Raw genomic sequence first — 18,351 nt, 5'->3', positions numbered from 1 at the left:
CCTTTGAACGCTGAACCCTGAACCTTACAACCTCACCTCAAAAATATACCGCCAGTTTTTTCCCGTCAGATAAAACGTTCCGGTGACATTGTTGTAGGCGATTCCGTTTAAAACGTCTTGGTCGGTTTGCGACGCGTTTTGCGCAACAAGAGAAGTGCAGTCCACAATTTTGATCGCTTTTCCTGTTTTCGGCTGGATCAGATAAATTGACTTATCGAACCACACATTGGCATAGACGAGCCCCTTGACATATTCAAGCTCGTTAAGGGACAAGAGCGGTTTTCCCGCATTTGTCACCGGCATCTTTCCAATTATGGAAAATTTTTTATTCCTGATGAACAACGTATCGCTGCCGTTGCTCATGTAAAACGACGCGGCGGATGAGGTGAGCCCCCAGCCTTCGCCGTCGTACGAAAATGAACGGACATACTTAAGCGACGGCAGCGAATACACGAGAGCCGCCTTTTCGCGCCACGAGAGCTGGACAAGAAAAGAATCCATCCTCGCGCACCCTTCGGCGAAAATATCGGCAACGGGAATGTTTTTTATGATGGTTCCGTCTTTGGGATCAATGACGCGCAGACTCGACTGGCCGTAAAGGCCGGTGCTTTCGTAGAGCAGCCCTTTGTAATAGAAAAGCCCCTGCGTAAATGCCTTGGTGTCATGCGGAATGGTGCGAATGACTTTTGGCACTATAACAGGAATTGAAGACGGCTGGCTTACGGCTGATGATGCCAGCACCAGCAGGAGCAGCAGTGATGTGGTTTTTTTCATTTAATAGCTAAAAATAGGTGGAAGGTAAAGGAGGGACAAACAGATAATGAAACAATCGGCAAATCCGTCAATCCACCTTTTCCGGACAATCATCGCAGGATATAGTTTTTGATAAGAATGAAAACCGTCGCATTATATGTCACCGCCTCGAATAAAAAAGAGGCAAAAAAAATCGGTGCAATGATCGTAAAGGAACGTCTCGCGGCCTGCGCCAATATTGTTGACAAAATCCAATCGGTGTATTGGTGGAAGAGCAAGCTTGAACAGGGCGCGGAATCGCTGCTCGTCCTCAAGACAAAGCAGTCGCTTGCGAAAAAGGCAATCAAACGCATAAAGGCGATTCACAGTTACGACTGTCCCTGCATCACGGTGCTCCCGATTGTCGGCGGCAACTCCGCATTTCTCCAATGGATAGCAGATGAAACGCGATAATAACCGGCAGCGCAGATCGTTCCGGCGTTTTTTTGCTATCGGCATCGCGCTTCTTGCCGGCTGCGCCGGTTACAAATATATCACCCTGAGCGATCTGGATTACCGCAAATGCTGGCTGCGGAACCCGGACTGCGGTCTAAATGTGTGGGCGGTGAAGCAGCCGCTGTACGAAACGAAAAACAACGCCTGTTATCAGGCGTCGCTGAAAAAAAACGTCGGCGTGTTCGTGGTGAAAATAGAAAACGCCGGCAGCCGGCCCATTCCGATTGACAGCGCGCACCTCTTCGTGCTTGACGGATCAGGAAATCCGGCACGGCTGCTCCCGCCGGACACCGTAGCGAAACTGCTTGGCGGCGGTGAAGCGCTCAAAATGGATGTCGCATCAAACCCGCCGTTTGGAAAATTTTTAGAATCGGGCAAGTCCTATATCGCGTTTGTCTGCACGGCGGTGCAGGGAGATCCGTATTTCGCAACCTACTTTTTGAGATTTAAGGCCGAGGACGGAAAAGTGATTACCGAGGCGAGATTCTGAAAGCGATCAGCAGTCAGTGGTCACCCATTTGTCACCCCAACTCATTAACCCTTCACCACGCCCAACGGCCGCAGTTTCACCTTTACGTCCACAAGGTCTTTTTGCGACGCCATCACGGCGTTGATGTCCTTGTACGCCTGCGGCGCTTCGCTCAAGTCAATTTTTCCCTTTCTGCCGCGCGGCCACGTGTCGAACACGATGCCCCTCATTGCCTGTCTGACCTCCTCGTAGGTAAGCCTGCGGTTCGCCTCGTTGCGGCCCATAATCCTGCCGGCGCCGTGCGAGCTTGACAAAAAGCTATCCGGATTGCCGCGCCCCTGTACGATGTAGGATGACGATCCCATGCTGCCGGGAATGATGCCGCTTTGGCCCTTGCCCGCGCGGGTGGCGCCCTTGCGATGCACGATCAGGGTCCGTCCGTAATGGGTTTCTTCCGCGGCAAAATTGTGATGGATGTTGATCTCCCGCAGAAAACCGCAACGGGTCTCGGCCCGCAGTTGCTCCTGGCAGACCTGTTTCATCCTCTGCCGGTTCTCGGCCGCGAAATCAAGCGCATAGTCCATGGCGGTTTTATATTCCCGGGCAAGCTGCTTGTCCATGGGGAAAAACGCCAGGTCGTTGTCGGGCAATTCGATATTGTGCTGACGGCAGTAGGCGAGCGCTTTTTCATGATATTCACCGGCTACCTTGTATCCGAAATTACGGCTGCCGCTGTGGATCATGAGCCAGACATGGCCGTCGTTTCCCGCCTGGATTTCAATGAAATGGTTGCCGCCGCCGAGCGTGCCGAGCTGTTTTCGCGCAGAGTCAAGTTCCTGCTGGATGATTGGCACGTCGGGCGCCCGGTCAAACCCTTTCCAGTCTTGGGTATGTTTGTGATGGTCAAAGCCCATGGGGACAAGCCCGCGGATGCGGTTGAGCACCGTGCGCACCGTGTCCGCATCGATTGACGAAACCGGAAGATCGGTCTGCACCGCGCACATGCCGCAGCCGATGTCGACGCCCACCGCGTTGGGGATGATGGCGTCCTTGCAGGCGATAACGCCGCCGATGGGCATGCCGAAGCCTTCGTGGCAGTCGGCCATGACCGCGACATGCCCGTAGACAAACGGGAGTTTTGTGAGGTTGACCGCCTGCTTCAGCGCGCCCGGCTCGATGGTTGCGCACCAGGATTTGATGGGGACCCGCAGGCCTTCTGTGATGATGTTCATGGAAGAAAAATAATTCCGAGCCGCGGATTATTCGGGCATTTCAGCAGGCACGATTTCAAGCTCAAGTTTCTGCGTAAACCTGCGCAGCACGTTTATTTTGCAGGCGCGGCCAATCATTTCTTCGGTGAGAAGGTGCTGGAGGTCGTCCACGTCGGAGACCGGCTGGCCGTCAAACGAAACCACCATATCGCCCTCGACGATGCCGGATTTCTCCGCCGGGCTGGCCGCCACCACGCTGGTGACGAACATGCCTGTTGCGGACGTCAGGCCGTGGTGACGCACCACGCGGGTGTGCAGCGGCACGGTCTGGCCCGCGATGCCGAGGTAGCTCCGGATCACTTTTCCTTTTGTCAGGAGCTGCGTGATCACGATTTTCGCCGTGTTCGCCGCGACCGCGAAGCAGATGCCCTGCGCCATCATGATGACCGCGGTGTTGACGCCCACCACCTGGCCGGCCACGGTCACCAGCGGCCCGCCCGAATTTCCCGGGTTGAGCGCCGCGTCGGTCTGGATGATGTTGTCGATGAGGCGGCCTGACTGCGAGCGCAGCGACCTGCCCAGCGCGCTCACCACGCCCGTGGTCACGGTGCATTGGAACCCGAACGGGTTGCCCACGGCGATCACGAGCTGTCCAACCTTGAGCGACTGCGAATCGCCGAGCTGCACTGGCAAGAGGTCCGAGCCGTGGATGCGGAGGATGCCGATGTCGGTTCCCGGGTCATCGCCGATGGCCTCCGCGTGAAATGTTCTTCCGTCAAGGAGCGTCACGCTGATGGACGACGCGTTTCTGATAACATGGCTGTTGGTGAGAATGAGCCCGTCCGGCGTGAATATCATGCCTGAGCCGCTGCCTTCAGGCGAAGGGCCTTCTTGTTTTTGATCACCATCGCGGTTTTTCTGTTCAGCCTTCACCTCTATTTTCACGACCGAAGGCATGACAATATCGGCGGCGCGGATCACGGCCTGGGAATAGGAATCGAGAACGTCGTTTTCAAACATAGCGCCGCCCTGCAGTACATGCGGATTTGCCTCTTGATGCACTAACCGACCATGCCCTTGATCGTTAACAAAATCCTTTAAAATTTCCATATTCCGTTCCTTCCCCTACACTAGAACTATACGTAATTCGTTCGCTGGAAATTGCATATCCGTAAATCATCCTCATTTTACAGATTAACCGCTCACTTTGAATTCCAGCTTGTCTCCCTCTGCCGAAACCTTTAACGACTGTCCGTCATTGAGTTTTCCAGCCACCAGCAGCCTCGACACTGGGGTTTCCAGTTCGCGCTGGATGGTCCTCTTGAGCGGCCGCGCACCGTACACCGGGTCAAAACCGGTTTTCGCCAGCAGCGCGACGGCTTTTTTGTCCGCGGAGAACCCGATGTTTCTTCCCGTGAGGAGTTCCGCGAACCGTTTGAGCTGTATGTCAACAATGCTGACGATGTCTTCCTGGCTCAGTCCGTGGAACACCACGATCTCGTCGACCCGGTTCAGGAATTCAGGCCTGAAATAATTTTTCATCTCGGCGAGCACGGTCTTTTTTATCTCCTCGTAATCCTTTCCCGCGCTGTCCACGATGTGCTGCGAGCCGATGTTCGACGTCATGATGATGATCGTGTTCTTGAAATTCACGGTGTGGCCGTGCGAATCGGTCACGCGGCCGTCGTCGAGGATCTGCAGCAGCACGTTGAACACGTCGGGGTGCCCCTTCTCGATTTCGTCGAACAATATGACGCTGTAGGGCCTTCTGCGCACCGCCTCGGTGAGCTGGCCGCCCTCGTCGTAGCCCACGTAGCCGGGCGGGGCGCCGATGAGCCGTGAAACGGTGTGCTTTTCCATATATTCCGACATGTCAATGCGGATCATGGCGTGCTCGTCGTCGAACAGGTTGAACGCCAGGCTGCGCGCCAGCTCGGTCTTTCCCACGCCGGTGGGCCCGAGAAAGATGAAGCTGCCGATGGGACGGGATGGGTCCTTGAGCCCGGCGCGTCCGCGCAGCACCGCGTCGGCGACCGCGTCGACCGCCTCGTTCTGGCCTATCACGCGCTCGTGCAGGTGCCTGGCGAGCGTGAGCACCTTTTCCTTTTCACCCTCAACGAGCTTGCTCACCGGAATATGGGTCCACCGTGCAACGATCGCGGCGATGTCCTCTTCGTCAACTTCCTCCTTGAGCAGGCGGTTGCCGTTGCGGTCCTTGAGCGCCTTTTCCGCCTCCCCGATCTGGCGCTCGAGCTGGGGAATGGTGCCGTGCCTGATCTGCGCCGCGGTGTTCAGGTCGTAGTTCCGCTGGGCCTTGTCAAGCTCGTATTTGGCCTGCTCGAGCTTCTGCCGCAGCTGCTGCAGCGAGGCGATCTGCTGTTTTTCGCCGTCCCAGCGCAGTCTGAGCTGCCTGACCTTTTCCTTTACTTCGGCGAGTTCGGCCGACAGCTTGTGCAGCCGCTCCTTCGACGACGCGTCGTTTTCCTTTTTCAGGCCCGTGATTTCGATCTCAAGCTGCATCTGGCGGCGCGAGGCCTCGTCGAGTTCGCGCGGGCTGCTGTCCATTTCGGTGCGCAGGCTCGCCGCCGCCTCGTCAACGAGGTCGATGGCCTTGTCGGGCAGGAACCGGTCCGAGATGTAGCGGTCAGATAAAACGGCGGCGGCCACGAGCGCGGCGTCGCGGATCTTCACGCCGTGGTGCACCTCGTAGCGCTCGCGCAGGCCGCGCAAAATGGATATGGTGTCTTCCACGTTCGGCTGGTCAACAAGTACGGTCTGGAACCTTCGCTCGAGCGCTTTGTCTTTTTCTATATGCTTTCGGTATTCTTCCAGCGTCGTGGCCCCAATGCAGTGGAGCTCGCCGCGCGCGAGCATGGGCTTGAGCAGGTTGCCGGCGTCCATGGCGCCTTCTGCGGCCCCGGCACCCACAACGGTGTGCAGTTCGTCAATAAAGAGAATGATGCTTCCCTGTGCCTCGGTGACTTCCTTGAGCACGGCTTTGAGCCGTTCCTCGAACTCGCCGCGGAACTTTGCGCCCGCGATGAGCGCGCCCATGTCGAGTGACACGAGCGAGCGGTTCTTGAGCCCCTCGGGCACGTCCCCGCGCACGATGCGCAGCGCGAGGCCTTCAACGATCGCGGTTTTGCCCACGCCGGGATCGCCGATGAGCACGGGATTGTTTTTGGTTCGGCGCGATAATATCTGGATGACGCGCCTGATCTCCTCGTCGCGGCCGATGACCGGATCAAGCTTCCCTTTCTGCGCCATGTCGGTGAGGTTGCGCGAATATTTTTCCAGCGCGTTGAACGTTGCCTCCGGCTCCGGCGAGGTCACGCGCTGGTTGCCCCGGACAGCCTTGAGCGTTTCCATGACTTTTGCGTGAGTGATTCGGAAACGCTCAGCAATCTCCTTGCATTCGGCGTCCTTTTCAAGCACGGCAAGCAGCAGATGCTCAACGCTCACGAATTCGTCTTTCATGCGTGATGCGGTTTTTTCCGCTTCCGAAATGACCTGGGTGAGGCCGCGCGACATATAGGTCTGCGAGGCGCCGCTGCCCGTGACCGCGGGTATTTTGCGCAGGCCTTCTATGATTGCTTCGGCAATGTCCTTTATGTCAACCACGAGTTTTTCAAGGATGGTCTGTACCAGGCCGCCGGTCTGCATCACGAGCGCGAGCATCAGGTGCGGGGGAACAAGCTCCTGATGGTTCATCTCAACGGCGATCTTGTTCGCGCCGTTAATGGCTTCCTGGGATTTGCTGGTGAATTTTTCAGGATTCATGACGGTCTCCTTTTTTCTTCATAGTAGTGCAATGCGGGTGCCAGAGAAAAATAATTTTTAAATTATTTGATTATTTTCTTTAAAATCAAATAGTTGATTGTATTTCAACAGCGGGATTAAAAAGCGAATTAAAGATAATTTGTTCCAAATTGAAACCCATTCGTGCCAATATTATTCATCCATGCAGCGACAAGAAGGTTGATTTCCCTGCAAAGCCTGTCCACAATCGGTGTGATGACTTTTCTTGACTAACAGTAATGTCAACGGGTCCGCGCTTGACTTTTCCCCGGGGCAAGCATATTTTGTCCATACCAAATAGGCAATAGAAGAGAATAAATGGACGGCAAAGAAATAATTTCCTTGTTTGACCATGACGGCCTAAACGCCGAAGAGCGCAACTACCTGCATGCCATGGCCAGGCGTTTTTGCTATCTGCTTGATATTGTGGAAAAGATAAGGCCCGAGGCGAAAAAAAATAAGGCCTCAATCCTGGATATAGGGCCGTCTTATTTTACGGAACTCTTGCGGCGCAGTTTTCCCAATGACGTTGTTTATACCCTGGGTTTTATTCACGACGAAAGCAGGGGCGGTCACCTGCCAAGAAATGTAAAGCTCGATTTGAAAAACCAATTTGATTTCGATTTGAATGAAGTGCGGGATCCGGCAAAACGCCCGGCAATTCCGGCCATGGATATTGTCGTGTTCGCAGAGGTGATTGAACATCTGCATACTCCGCCGCTGGCAGTGCTCCGGTATATACATTCTATTATCTGCCCGGGTGGGGTTATGGTGCTCCAGACGCCGAATGCGGTTTCCCTGAGAAAAAGATGGGCCATGCTCAAGGGAAAAAACCCGTATGAGAAAATCCGCGAGAGCCGGGACAATCCCGGCCATTTCCGCGAATATACCAAACAGGAACTTCTTGAGTATCTTTCGAAGGCCGGGTTTGCCATTGTCTCGGCGAAGTTTGCTGATTATTTCCCCATGTTGAAAAAGGACGCATTTGTAAAAATTTTTCTCCCAGACGGATTCAAAGACGGAATCACCATTGTTGCAAAGAAGTCTTGAAGCAGAAAAGACGGAAAGGTTGCCGTTCTTAAATCTGTCATCACACCATATCGATCACCGTATGCAACTAACCGTGCTATAAATTTTATGTAATAATCCTGTATTATCCAAAAATTTCTTCTCTCAAAAACCATCCGCAAATATATTTTTTAAAGTCATTTTTCAGGGGTTGCACCAGAACGGCCACAGTTGCAGGCCTTCTACAATCAGGAGGTGTTCTGTGAAAGAAAACGACGCCCGCGTCGATTATGATGAGCATCAGGTATTGCTGTATGTCGAAAAGGCGGACGGCTCGTACGGCCCGCTGCAGACCGGCGCGTACCTGACAAAAAATTATGTGGACGATTTCTTCCAGAAGCGCCAGAACATCGAGACCGAATGCACCGGCAGGCTCAGAAAAGGCGATATAAGCCCGGTGGTATACTATATGCTGCTCTACAACATGACCCCTGCAGACATCGCGATGCGCGTCGGCATTTCCAAGGGAAAGGTGATTAAGCACCAGACGCCCGCAGGTTTTGCCAAGGCGCCGGTTGAAGTGGTCAAACGCTATGCGGACGTTTTCGGTGTCTCCGTTGCGAACATGTTCCAGCTTATTGTCCCAAAGGAAAAGAACCTTACCGTAACCAGCAGAAAAACGGCCAACCCGTATCTTTCCGTGCTTGAAATCGGCCGGGGGAACCAATGAGCCAGATCCCGTTTGAACATAAAATGGCAGCGCATTGCGAATCGGGAATGCTGTCGGCGCTGCTCAAGCACAGGGGGCTTGTCATAAGCGAACCCATGGTCCTAGGCATCAGCGGCGCGATATTTTTCGTTTTTGTAAAGACGCCGTACATGGTGTTTCCCGTGTTCGATATGCGCAACATGCCGGGCCAGATGCGGAAAAACCTGGGAAAGCGGCTCGATATCAAATACGCCGTGCAGAAATTCGGAAGTGCGGAAAAGGCCCGCGCATCGCTCGAGGCGCTCCTTGACAAAGGAATCCCGACCACGGTGCAGGTGGACATGTTCTACATGGACTACATCCCCTCTTACATGCGCGTGCATTTCAACGCGCATTTCATCGTGGTGGTGGGGAAGGAAAACGGCGGTTTCCTGGTGAGCGATTGCTATTATCCCTCCCTCTCGATGATTGCACAGGATTCGCTTGACAAGGCGCGTTTCGCAAAATCGGATTTTGCGCCCAAAGGTTTCCAGTTCTACATCGCCTCCGTTCCCGAGGGCGGGCTGCGTGAAGACACGCTAAAAAAAGCAGTGGTCCAGGGCATAAGGCAGGCGTCGTTCAACATGGTGAAGCTGCCGGTCCCGTTTATCGGTGTGAAGGGCATGCGCCGGTTCGCGGACAGCATTCCCGCCTGGCCCAAAATCGCCCGCAACATGGACGCGCTGTCGCATGCGATCATGTCCATCCATATCACGCTTGAAGAGCGCGGCACGGGCGGCGGCGGGTTCCGTTTCATGTACGCCTCGTTTTTGCAGGAGGCCGCCACGCTGCTGAACAGGCCGGAGCTTTCCGACATGTCAAAGAAAATCATGGCCATCGGCGACCGGTGGCGCGAACTCTCGCTGTTCGTGGCGCGCGTCGGCAAAGACCGCGACCTCGGCGACGGCAGGCTGCAGGAAATACGACGGATGATTTATGCGCGTGCGGATGAAGAAGAAGCATTTTTTAAAACTCTTCTCTCCATGGTAAAATAGTGATATAATAAAAAAAAGCCCGGCCCGCAAAGGGACGGGAAATCATTGGAGAAAAATGGAAAACCAGACAACAGGTCTTGCAACTCCTGAATTGAAATTGGAAATCAAAAAACTCATCCTCGAATCGCTCAAAATTTCCGACGTGAGACCCGAGGACATCCCCGACAGCGCCTCGCTGTTCGAAAACAATTCCGCGCTCCAGCTCGACAGTGTTGACGCGCTCGAGATCGTCATGGCCCTTCAGCGCACCTATGGCGTGCACATCGACGACCAAAACATCGGCAGGTTCATCATCAAGTCGGTGGACTCGATTGCAGAGTTTGTGGCGAAGGAAAAACGAAAATAAAATAATGATTCATGGGGGGGAGGTTTCCCCCTTGCTGCGGCCCGGTCGCGTTCCACCTTTTTTCAGGGATATCGTATCCGTAAATTCGCGCGCCCGGTCCTCTGCTACCCCCTCCCGGGTGCAGCCAGGTACCAACGGCTGCAAGCCCGAACCCTCCGCTGGGCGCACCCTTGACACAGCAGTTGATAAAAAATGAGGGGGATTTTGATTTAACTGATGCAGGATTTCATTATTCCAGCCAGTACCGTTAGTGACCTTTTTAGAATCAAAATAAGTTGATTAATGTCAAAGTCCTCTAAGGATAAAAATATTTTTCGGTTCATCAACCGTGCTGACGAAATAAAAGTCTCGAGTTTGTTTTGCGTGATTTATAAATTGAGTTTTCTAGGAAAATATCCTTCATAACCTCATAGTATATTTTAATCATGATGTTTCAACGGATTTTAATTGCGGCAATTCTCCTCCTTTTATTATCCTGCCAGCAAAAGCCCGACCGCATCGGCATGCCCCAAAAATTCACCGGCACCATCCCCGACACGGTCACCCTCGTCTCCTACAACGTTGAAAACCTGTTCGACATGGTTGACAACGGAACCGAATACGACGAGTACAAACCCGGCCAGTACAACTGGAACGAAAACACCTATGAGATCAAGCTCAACAACATCGCGTCGGTGCTTGCGGCAATGAATGCCGACATCGCGGTGCTTGTCGAAGTGGAAAACGAGAACGCGGTTCAGGGGCTCTGCAAAGTCCTTAAGGAGAAAAAATGCGCTTATCCGTTTTATGCGCTGGGAGGCCATGCCAACAGGGGCAGCGTGATGCCCGTTGTCCTGTCCAAATTTCCGGTGCTGTCGGAAACAAGTTTCGGCGTCGCCGTCGATGCGGCAGCGTACAACAGGAACATGCTGCGGGCCGACATTTTCCTCGGCCGCGACACGCTTGCCGTGTTCGCCTGCCACTGGCCCTCTAAACTGCACAAGGAATCGGCCAGGCTCGAAAATGCCAGGCTGCTCGAGCAGCGTCTGGCCGAGTTGCCAAAAGGGAAAGACTATGTGGTAGCGGGCGATTTCAACGAGGATTATGATGAATGCGAAACGTTCCATACCATGGGCGGGGACGACACCAGGGGTGAAACGGGGCTCAACCATGTATTAGGAACAGTTTCTTCAAAGCCAATGCAGTTTGTTGCCTTTACGCAGAAAAAAGCGCTTAGGGCGGGTGCCCCCGGCATGTATGATACATGGCTCGAACAGCCGGAGGCGCGTCGGCTCAGCACTATGTTCAAGGGCAGGCCGGAAACGCCCGATCACATTCTGCTCCCCGCGTCCATGTTCGATGCGGCGGGCATCTCGTATGTCAACCATTCATTTTATGCGTTCACGTGGAACGGCCGCCTACTCAAGGGCGGCGCGCCGTACCGGTGGCAGATGCGCTACGTCAAGAACGCGCGATACCATGCAGGGGAAGGGTATTCCGACCATTTGCCGGTCGTTGCCAGGTTCTGCAGGTGCGCCTACCGGCCCGACAGTCTTGACACCGGAGAAATTACTTCGAAGGCCGTGTCGGGAGTAGTGGGTGGGTTTGAAGACGGTGCAGAGTGCTGGGTCTCATGCGTCAAGCAGGTGAAGGTAACCAGGGACACCGTGAATCCGCATGCGGGAAAATACTGTCTTAAAATTTCAGGAAGAGCAAAGGAAAACGCCTCCGCCGCGCGCGGCAGAATGGCTGTTCCGGCGCAAGGCGGGCAGGCTGCCTTGACAATGGTTATCCGCGGGAGCGGCAGTCTTTGTTTCCGCATGAAATGGGCCGATGATAAAAAATGGACGTATTTCAAAGGCGAGGACTTTTCACCTGCAAAGGCGGGAAAATACACGGACTATGCGTTTGCAGACTGGACAAGCATATCCCTGCCGCTCGAAGCGGTGCCGGGATCGGGAAAGGAAATCGACGTGGAGATAAGGACAAAGAAAGACAGAGAGATAAAATTATTTGTCGATGATGTAAAAATGTTGTGTAAAAGGTGAATTCATTCACCAAAATAAAAAGGTTTGATCAACTGTATTGGAACGCTTTTCAGCTACTTTCCGCGGGTGCGCCCAGCGGATGTGTGCAGCTTGCAGCTGAAGGAGAGGGGAGTGCCGAGGACCCCGCAGTCCCGCTCTTTGCGGACGAGGAGGCCGCGGCCGGGGAGATACTTCTCCCCCGTAAATTTTATTAGCAAATTTATTACAGCCTCTTTATCGCCATCATTGTAATATCATCCGACTGCTCGGTGTCCCCGATATAATTCGCCAGCCCCGCCTCGACGCGCACCAGCAGAGCCTTTGCGTCCTGCGGCCTGGATTCCAAGACCCCGACAAGGCGTTCCTTTGAGTAAAGTTCCTCGGCTGCGTTTTTCGCCTCGATGATGCCGTCGGTGTAAGCGAGGAGGATGTCGCCTTTGGAAAGCTGCGCCTCCTTGATCGCGAAATCGGGTTCGTTGATGATGCCCAGCGCCGGGCCGCAGATAGTGAGCGATGAAATCACGCCGGTGTTCGTAAGGATGAGCGGTGGATAATGTCCCGCCGCGATGTACTTGAGTGTCCCCAGCTTTGTGTTGATCACCCCGAACAGAAGCGTGGTGAAGAGAAAACTGTTTTTCATGCGGTGGTAGCGGGTCAGGTAGCTGTTGGTGAGGGTGACGGCGTGCAGGATGTCGTTATCGCCGCCCTTTGCCTGCTCGGCGTACGCACGGATCAGGCTGCGCACCAGCGACATGAACAGCGCCGCGCCCACGCCCTTGCCGCACACGTCGGCGATCACGAAGCAGAGCCGCTCTTCGCCGATCATGAAGGCGTCGTAGAAATCGCCGGCCACCTCGAACGCGGGCTCGAACGACACCGCCACCTCCCAGCCGTCGGGCCGGGGGAGCGATTCAGGTAGAAAGTCCGCCTGGATCTGGCGGCCGAGTTCCAGCTCGTGCTTGACGTGAAGCGTATAGGCCTGCTCCTGGTCACGCAGCCGCTTTTTCTCCAGCGAGGCCGACACGCGCGCGCTGAGAAGGACCTTGTTGACCGGCTTGAACAGATAGTCCTCGGCGCCGAGCCCGATGCATTTTACCACATTGTCAACGTCATCCACGGCCGACACCACGATCACGGGGATATGGCGCAGCGCTTCGTCGGCCCTGAGCCGCGACAGCGTCTCGATGCCGCCCAAAACCGGCATCATGATGTCGAGCAGCACGCAGTCGAACTTCTCTTTTGCAAGGCAAACGAGGGCTTCCTGGCCGTTTCCCGCGATCTCGGCGGCATACCCCTGGCGTACCAGGAGCCGGCACAACAGTTCGCGGTTGTCGGGGATGTCGTCAACAACAAGGATGCGCGGCTGCGTCGTCATGCGTTTGCTCCTTTGCTGATCAAGCTTTCCATTATTGAGATGAGCCTGTCGAATTCCAGCGGCTTGGTTTCATAGCCGTCACATCCGGCAGCAAGGCCGCGGCTTTTGTCCTCGGCCATGGCGTGCGCAGTAAGGGCAATCACGGGGATCGCCGAGGTGATGGGCGATGCCTTGAGCCGGCGCGTGGCTTCCCACCCGTCAAGAAGAGGCAGCCCCATGTCCATGATGACGCAGTGGGGAAGCCGTTCGCGCGCCATGGCCACGCCGGTCTCGCCGTCCTGCGCGACGATCACGTCATACCCTTTCCGTTTCAACCGGCGGGAGAGCATGTCGGCGTCGAGGGGATTGTCTTCAACAATAAGGACAAGCAGCATACGAGCGTATTTTTCCTGTCAGAAAATGTCCCAAAAGGCGGACAGGCCGAATATCATATCAAAAAAATTGTCGCCGAAATTGGAAGTGCCCATGTTTATGATGGTATTGGAAGCATCACCAGGGGCAATGGTCGTTCTGTTAATTGAGGCGCCATATCCATATCCCAAATAATCTAAATCGATTTGAGCGCTGAAATGTTTGCTGAAATGGTATCCAAGAGAAACCGTTGTCATCCCGCCGAAACTTCTTAACCCGGCTTGATAAAACGCGACTGGATACCAGAAAAAAGCCGGTCCCAATGAATATGATAAATAAATTCGGCTGAATTTTTCGCTCGGCCAAACCGTTCCTGCAACAGCGACATACGATGCTTGTTGGATCTTTTGGTTAAATTGGTCAAAGAAAACACAAAAGTGTGAGTAATGCAAAAAAAGTGAAAACCGGGAATTAATGGCAGCGCCAATGTTCAGAGAAGGCGTCAATGCAAAAAGAGAGTAAAAGGAAAAGGAAGTGGTTGAATCGAACTGATTTTGGTATCTGGTGGTAAAAGTGTATTCCGCTCCGGTTCCTATGTTCAACCTGAACCTTGTACCTCCGGAATTGTCCGCAAGGCAACTCATCGTAAACAGCATCATCAAAAGCGCACATTTACTTCTCATTCGCCGCCTCCACCCTTGCCGGCAGCAGGATCACGAACTCAGACCCCTTGCCCGTCTCGCTCGTCACGGAGATGTCCCCGCCCATGAGCCTGCACAGACTGCGCGAGATGGCGAGGCCGAGGCCGGTGCCGCCGTACCTGCGCGACGTTGACGCGTCGGCCTGGGTGAACGCCTCGAACACATGACGGGCCTGCTCGGCCGTCATGCCGATGCCGGTGTCGCGCACCGAAATCCTGAAAAAGTCCCTGCCGTTTTCCTGCGCGGCCGCCGTCGCAAGCCGTATCATTCCCTCTTTTGTAAACTTGACGGCATTGCCCACGATGTTGAGAAGGATCTGTCGCACCTTGGTGCTGTCGGCGAACATGGCGCCCATTGTATCAGGGCATTCGGTGGCGATGGTGATGGGTCGGTCCGCCAGCTGGGGCCGCATCGTGTCGGCAACGCCGCGAATGACCGTGGCAAGATCGAATTCTTCCAAATATAAACCCATCTTGCCCGCCTCGATCTTGGACAGGTCGAGGATGTCGTTGACGATTGCGCGCAGGTGCGTTCCCGCGGTCCGGATTTTCTCGAGGTCCGAGCCGAGCTGGGTGTCTTTTTTGTCGGCCGCATCTTCGGCGAGCATCTCGCTGTATCCCACGATGGCATTGAGCGGCGTCCGCAGCTCGTGGCTCATGCTGGCGAGAAACACGCTCTTTGAGGTGTTGGCGCGCTCGGCCGCCTCCTTGGCCGCAACGAGCTCGGCCTGGGCGCTTTCTTTCTGCGACACCTCTGATTCGAGCTGGCGGTTCGCGAGCGCCAGGGCATTGGTCTGGTCATGCACCTTTTTCACGAGGATCGAGGCGGTGAGCGCGCTCGAGATCTGCTCGGAAAGTATTTCGTACAGCGAGAGCTGCGGAGGACCGGTTTCCAGAAGCAGGAATCCGAGCAGGTCGCTTCCGGCAAGGAGCGGCACCACCATCATGGTGAAGGGGCGCTCGCGGCGGAGCATGCCCATGGGGAGCAGCTGGTTTCCGGGAAACGACATGCCGCCCGGCGGGTATTTGCGGGTTTTGCGTTCGTCAAACGACAGCGCGAGCATTGCGGCGGGTGATCGGGGCCCGGCAAGCAGCGAGGGCATGATGAGCGAGGCGGCCTGCTCCCCGCACAGCACCACGAACCCGCGCGGGATGCCCAGGCTTTGCAGCCCCTGGGCGATGACGTCGAGCAGGCGGTTGACGTCGAAGGTGGTCATGAGGGTCTGCACGATGGTCTGCACCGTGTCAAGCAGCGCCTCCTCTTGGAGCTTGGCGATGCCCTGCGCTCGGCGGCCGCTTTCGGCGATCATGATCGTGCCCTGGTGGAGCAGCTCTTCGGCAAAGAGCGCCTCGGTATGCGACAGCACGTCCTGGGCGTGAGCGCGCAGGGTCCACAACGCGTCCTGCCAGGCCAGCACCTCGCCGCCGGCGGCGAGCGTGGCGCGTAGCACCTCGTCGAGCACCTGGAGGAACACGTTCCTGAGCTTTCCCTTTGTGTCAACAAAGAACGCCTTGTAGAGACGCGCCGACAGCGCGTCGCCGGCCGCCGCCTGCTTTCCGGGCGGCGATGCCTGTGTGACCGTGGCCGCCATTTCGGTGACGATGCGCTCCTGCATTTCCATGAACGAGTGTTCGCGGTGGTGCTTCCCCGAGAGCTGGTGCTTCGCCCGGATTTTCTGCAGGTGAGCGCCGAACGAGCACCCGCACGACTGCCTGATGATGGTCTCGGTGGGGAGAAACACGCGGCGCGACACCTGCCTGCCGTCAATCAGATCCATGATGATCTCCGCAGCCTGCAGGCCGATGTTGTACAAAGGCTGGCGCACGGTGGTGAGTGGCGGGGTGACGTAGCCGCATTCCTCGATGTCGCCGAACCCGGTCACCGCGATATCATAGGGTACGCGCACGCCCCTGTTTACTAAAGCGGAAAGGGCGCCGAGGCCCATGTCGTCATTTGCCGCGATAACGGCCTCGCATTCCGTTTTACTCTGCTCAAACAGCGCATTAACGGCCAACTCGCCAGAACGCCTGGTTCCGTCGCCCTGTATGATGAGCAGGGGATCGGCCGAAAGCCCGTACTCGGTGAGAACGTCGAGAAAGACATTGAACCTGAGCTCAGCATCGGGGTCTTCCTGCGGGCCGCGTAAAAATGCGAGGTGCTTGAAGCGGTGCTCGTGGATAAGGTGGCGCACAAGCTCGCGGTATCCTGCCTCATTGTCAACGAACACCGCGGGCATGTCGCCGAGCGCTTTTCCTATGCTTACCATGGGCAGCGGCAGGTACCGGGAGTAAAAACTGCCGAACGCTTCGGGTGAATCGTAACTGCCGAGCGTGCCCGAAATGATGAGCCCGTCAATGTCGGCCGCGCTGACATGCTCGAACAACGGGTTATGCGTGCCGGACTGGTTCTGCTGCGTTTCTCCGGAAGTTATGCTCGGCACGCAGATGAGGCTTGCCCCGCGCAGGCGCACCCCCAGGGCCGCGCCATAGAACAGGTTTGACTGATGCATCACCGTGGCGCCTTCGATGAAAAGGCCGATGACAGCATGGGTTTTTTCTTTGCGGGCGGATTTAGGCATAGCACGCTTGTTTGATCGAGTATGATGAAGAACCCGACGCCAAATGTTAATTATAACAATAAAGCAATGAATGCGGAAAGGAGATAGTTAAAAACCCGTGTTATGCGCCAGAAGGTGTTTCCCGCCATCAACGAAAATGGTCTCTCCGGTGACAAACGGGCTTTTTGCAAGAAACACGACTGCCGCGGCGAGGTCCTCGGGCCTGCCGTGCATTCTGAGAGGGACGGTGTTTTTGAGTTTGTTCAGGTAGGCTTCGGTTTTACCGGCAGGCGGAAGAATGAGGCCGGGCGCAACCGCATTGACGCGGATGCGGGGCGCGAATTCGATGGCGCATTGTCTCGTGATTGCGGCGAACAGGTGCTTGGATAGAATGTAAGCGACGTGGCTTTTATCGTATCCTGCGATGCGCGCGTCGAGCAGGTTGACAATGCTGCCGCCCGGACGAGCCGTTTCCGCAAACGCCCTGCTCAGGCACAGCGGCGCCCATGCATTGACGCGGACGCTGGCGGCCAGATCGCCGAAGGAGACTTTGTCAAGCGACCGTGCGGGGAACATTGAAGCGTTATTGACCAGGAGCCAAAGGGAATTGCCGCAAAGGGAAGAGGCCGTGCGGATGAGTTTGTCGCACATTTCCGACGTGTCAAGTGCGCCGCCGACCGCCCAGGCCGTGATTTTTTCCACCGTGAGCTCTTGAACGAGCAGCTGCGCTTCCTGCCTTGACCGGTGGTAATGGACAACCACGTTCATGCCCTCGCGGCCGCAGGCAAGCGCGATGTGCCTGCCGATGCGCTTTGCGCCGCCGGTGACAAGGGCGGTCCGGCCGGCACAGGGAAAACGAGCCATGGGGCTTACTTTTTCTCCGTTTTCGCAAGCGTGTCCTGTGCCTGCGGCGAATGTTGCGCCGGCGCGGCTGTCGTGTCATTTGCCTGCGGGGTCGGGTTTACCTCGGTCTTTGAAGGTTGCGGTGCCTGGCGGGGCGCCTGCTTTTCCTGGGGCGCCGACGATCGTTCGGTTTCCCCGGTTTCTTCATCCGACCGCGCTTTGGGCTTTTTCTTGTAATGGGTGATGTCGAAATAATAAAAATGTTTTTCACCCACTTTTGGAATCTCCACCTGCACCATATCGTAGGTCCTTTTATTTTCGGTCACCGTTGTTTTTTCAACCAGCCGCCAGTCCTTTTCTTTGATGCCCCACGAATTGCTGATGAAAATGTCTTCGCAGGCGACCGCCTCGGCGTAGTCTTTTCCGCCGGTGATGACAACCGCAGAATCATAGGACTCGCCGGTTCCGTGCAAAATCTGCGCCGCGCCGTATTTTTTTTCAGGAGTCGTGCTCACGCTTACGGTCTGGCGCGAAAGGCAGCCGATTAAAAACGCTGTGCACACCAGACAGGCGCCCGCGGGTAAAAAGTTCAATTTCATCCAGTCCTCCTCTTATTTAACAATTTAAGTCCTCAAGCAAAAAATAGATTTGAACGGATTGTAAAGCAAAATTTGAAGGAAAATATTATAAGGCGT

17 protein-coding genes are annotated in these 18,351 nt (G+C 55.4%); 7 read left to right on the top strand and 10 right to left on the bottom strand.

The window, feature by feature from the left end:
* Positions 1-24: 24 nt before the first annotated feature.
* A complete protein-coding gene (locus VLX68_00695) occupies positions 25-774 on the bottom strand; it encodes a glutaminyl-peptide cyclotransferase (protein ID HUI90740.1) in 750 nt (249 codons plus the stop codon).
* A 117-nt stretch (positions 775-891) separates the two neighbouring features.
* Here VLX68_00695 and cutA point away from each other — a divergent pair, with 117 nt between their 5' ends.
* Both cutA and VLX68_00685 read left to right on the top strand, forming a co-directional pair.
* On the top strand, positions 892-1,206 hold the full coding sequence (gene cutA / locus VLX68_00690; protein HUI90739.1) for a divalent-cation tolerance protein CutA: 315 nt from the start codon (positions 892-894) through the stop codon (positions 1,204-1,206).
* Positions 1,193-1,738 carry a hypothetical protein gene (locus VLX68_00685; GenBank protein HUI90738.1) on the top strand — a complete coding sequence of 182 codons (546 nt, stop codon included), beginning with the start codon at positions 1,193-1,195 and terminating at the stop codon, positions 1,736-1,738. Before cutA ends, VLX68_00685 begins: the two co-directional genes overlap by 14 nt.
* A 44-nt stretch (positions 1,739-1,782) precedes the next feature.
* On the opposite strand, the gene VLX68_00680 is transcribed toward VLX68_00685, so the two are convergent.
* The 3 genes from VLX68_00680 to clpB form a co-directional block, all read right to left on the bottom strand.
* A complete protein-coding gene (locus VLX68_00680) occupies positions 1,783-2,949 on the bottom strand; it encodes an RtcB family protein (GenBank protein ID HUI90737.1) in 1,167 nt (388 codons plus the stop codon).
* Between the two features lie 27 nt (positions 2,950-2,976).
* Complete coding sequence (locus tag VLX68_00675; GenBank protein HUI90736.1) at positions 2,977-3,948, bottom strand: trypsin-like peptidase domain-containing protein; 972 nt, start codon at positions 3,946-3,948, stop codon at positions 2,977-2,979.
* A gap of 174 nt (positions 3,949-4,122) precedes the next feature.
* On the bottom strand, positions 4,123-6,708 hold the full coding sequence (clpB, locus tag VLX68_00670) for an ATP-dependent chaperone ClpB (protein HUI90735.1): 2,586 nt from the start codon (positions 6,706-6,708) through the stop codon (positions 4,123-4,125).
* Between the two features lie 336 nt (positions 6,709-7,044).
* Between clpB and VLX68_00665 the strand changes: the two genes are divergently transcribed.
* The 5 genes from VLX68_00665 (at position 7,045) to VLX68_00645 (ending at position 11,850) form a co-directional block, all read left to right on the top strand.
* Complete coding sequence (locus VLX68_00665; GenBank protein HUI90734.1) at positions 7,045-7,776, top strand: class I SAM-dependent methyltransferase; 732 nt, start codon at positions 7,045-7,047, stop codon at positions 7,774-7,776.
* A gap of 220 nt (positions 7,777-7,996) precedes the next feature.
* Positions 7,997-8,464 (top strand): hypothetical protein, encoded by a 468-nt coding sequence (locus VLX68_00660; protein HUI90733.1) that lies wholly within the window; start codon positions 7,997-7,999, stop codon positions 8,462-8,464.
* On the top strand, positions 8,461-9,477 hold the full coding sequence (locus VLX68_00655) for a BtrH N-terminal domain-containing protein (protein HUI90732.1): 1,017 nt from the start codon (positions 8,461-8,463) through the stop codon (positions 9,475-9,477). The genes VLX68_00660 and VLX68_00655 overlap by 4 nt, the downstream gene beginning before the upstream one ends.
* Positions 9,478-9,532: 55 nt before the next feature.
* Positions 9,533-9,823 carry a phosphopantetheine-binding protein gene (locus VLX68_00650; protein HUI90731.1) on the top strand — a complete coding sequence of 97 codons (291 nt, stop codon included), beginning with the start codon at positions 9,533-9,535 and terminating at the stop codon, positions 9,821-9,823.
* Positions 9,824-10,248: 425 nt separating this feature from the next.
* The gene (locus VLX68_00645) at positions 10,249-11,850 is read left to right on the top strand and encodes an endonuclease/exonuclease/phosphatase family protein (protein ID HUI90730.1); all 1,602 of its coding nucleotides are present in this window, start codon (positions 10,249-10,251) and stop codon (positions 11,848-11,850) included.
* Between the two features lie 202 nt (positions 11,851-12,052).
* Here VLX68_00645 and VLX68_00640 read toward each other — a convergent pair whose 3' ends face one another.
* The 6 genes from VLX68_00640 to VLX68_00615 all read right to left on the bottom strand — a co-directional run bounded on the left by VLX68_00640 (position 12,053) and on the right by VLX68_00615 (position 18,255).
* Positions 12,053-13,204 carry a SpoIIE family protein phosphatase gene (locus VLX68_00640; GenBank protein HUI90729.1) on the bottom strand — a complete coding sequence of 384 codons (1,152 nt, stop codon included), beginning with the start codon at positions 13,202-13,204 and terminating at the stop codon, positions 12,053-12,055.
* Positions 13,201-13,578, bottom strand: a complete 378-nt coding sequence (locus VLX68_00635) for a response regulator (GenBank protein ID HUI90728.1) — start codon at positions 13,576-13,578, stop codon at positions 13,201-13,203. The genes VLX68_00640 and VLX68_00635 overlap by 4 nt, the downstream gene beginning before the upstream one ends.
* Positions 13,579-13,596: 18 nt before the next feature.
* Entirely contained in the window at positions 13,597-14,157 is a 561-nt protein-coding gene (locus tag VLX68_00630; protein ID HUI90727.1) for a hypothetical protein, read from the bottom strand.
* A 70-nt stretch (positions 14,158-14,227) separates the two neighbouring features.
* Positions 14,228-16,834 (bottom strand): substrate-binding domain-containing protein, encoded by a 2,607-nt coding sequence (locus VLX68_00625; protein HUI90726.1) that lies wholly within the window; start codon positions 16,832-16,834, stop codon positions 14,228-14,230.
* 87 nt (positions 16,835-16,921) lie between these two features.
* Positions 16,922-17,677 (bottom strand): SDR family oxidoreductase, encoded by a 756-nt coding sequence (locus VLX68_00620; protein ID HUI90725.1) that lies wholly within the window; start codon positions 17,675-17,677, stop codon positions 16,922-16,924.
* Between the two features lie 5 nt (positions 17,678-17,682).
* On the bottom strand, positions 17,683-18,255 hold the full coding sequence (locus VLX68_00615; GenBank protein ID HUI90724.1) for a hypothetical protein: 573 nt from the start codon (positions 18,253-18,255) through the stop codon (positions 17,683-17,685).
* Positions 18,256-18,351: the final 96 nt, after the last annotated feature.

This window comes from Chitinivibrionales bacterium, assembly GCA_035516255.1.
Lineage (GTDB): Bacteria > Fibrobacterota > Chitinivibrionia > Chitinivibrionales > FEN-1185 > FEN-1185.
The sequence above is the reverse complement of the archived record's forward strand: the minus strand, read 5'-3'. Positions and strand labels throughout refer to the sequence as shown.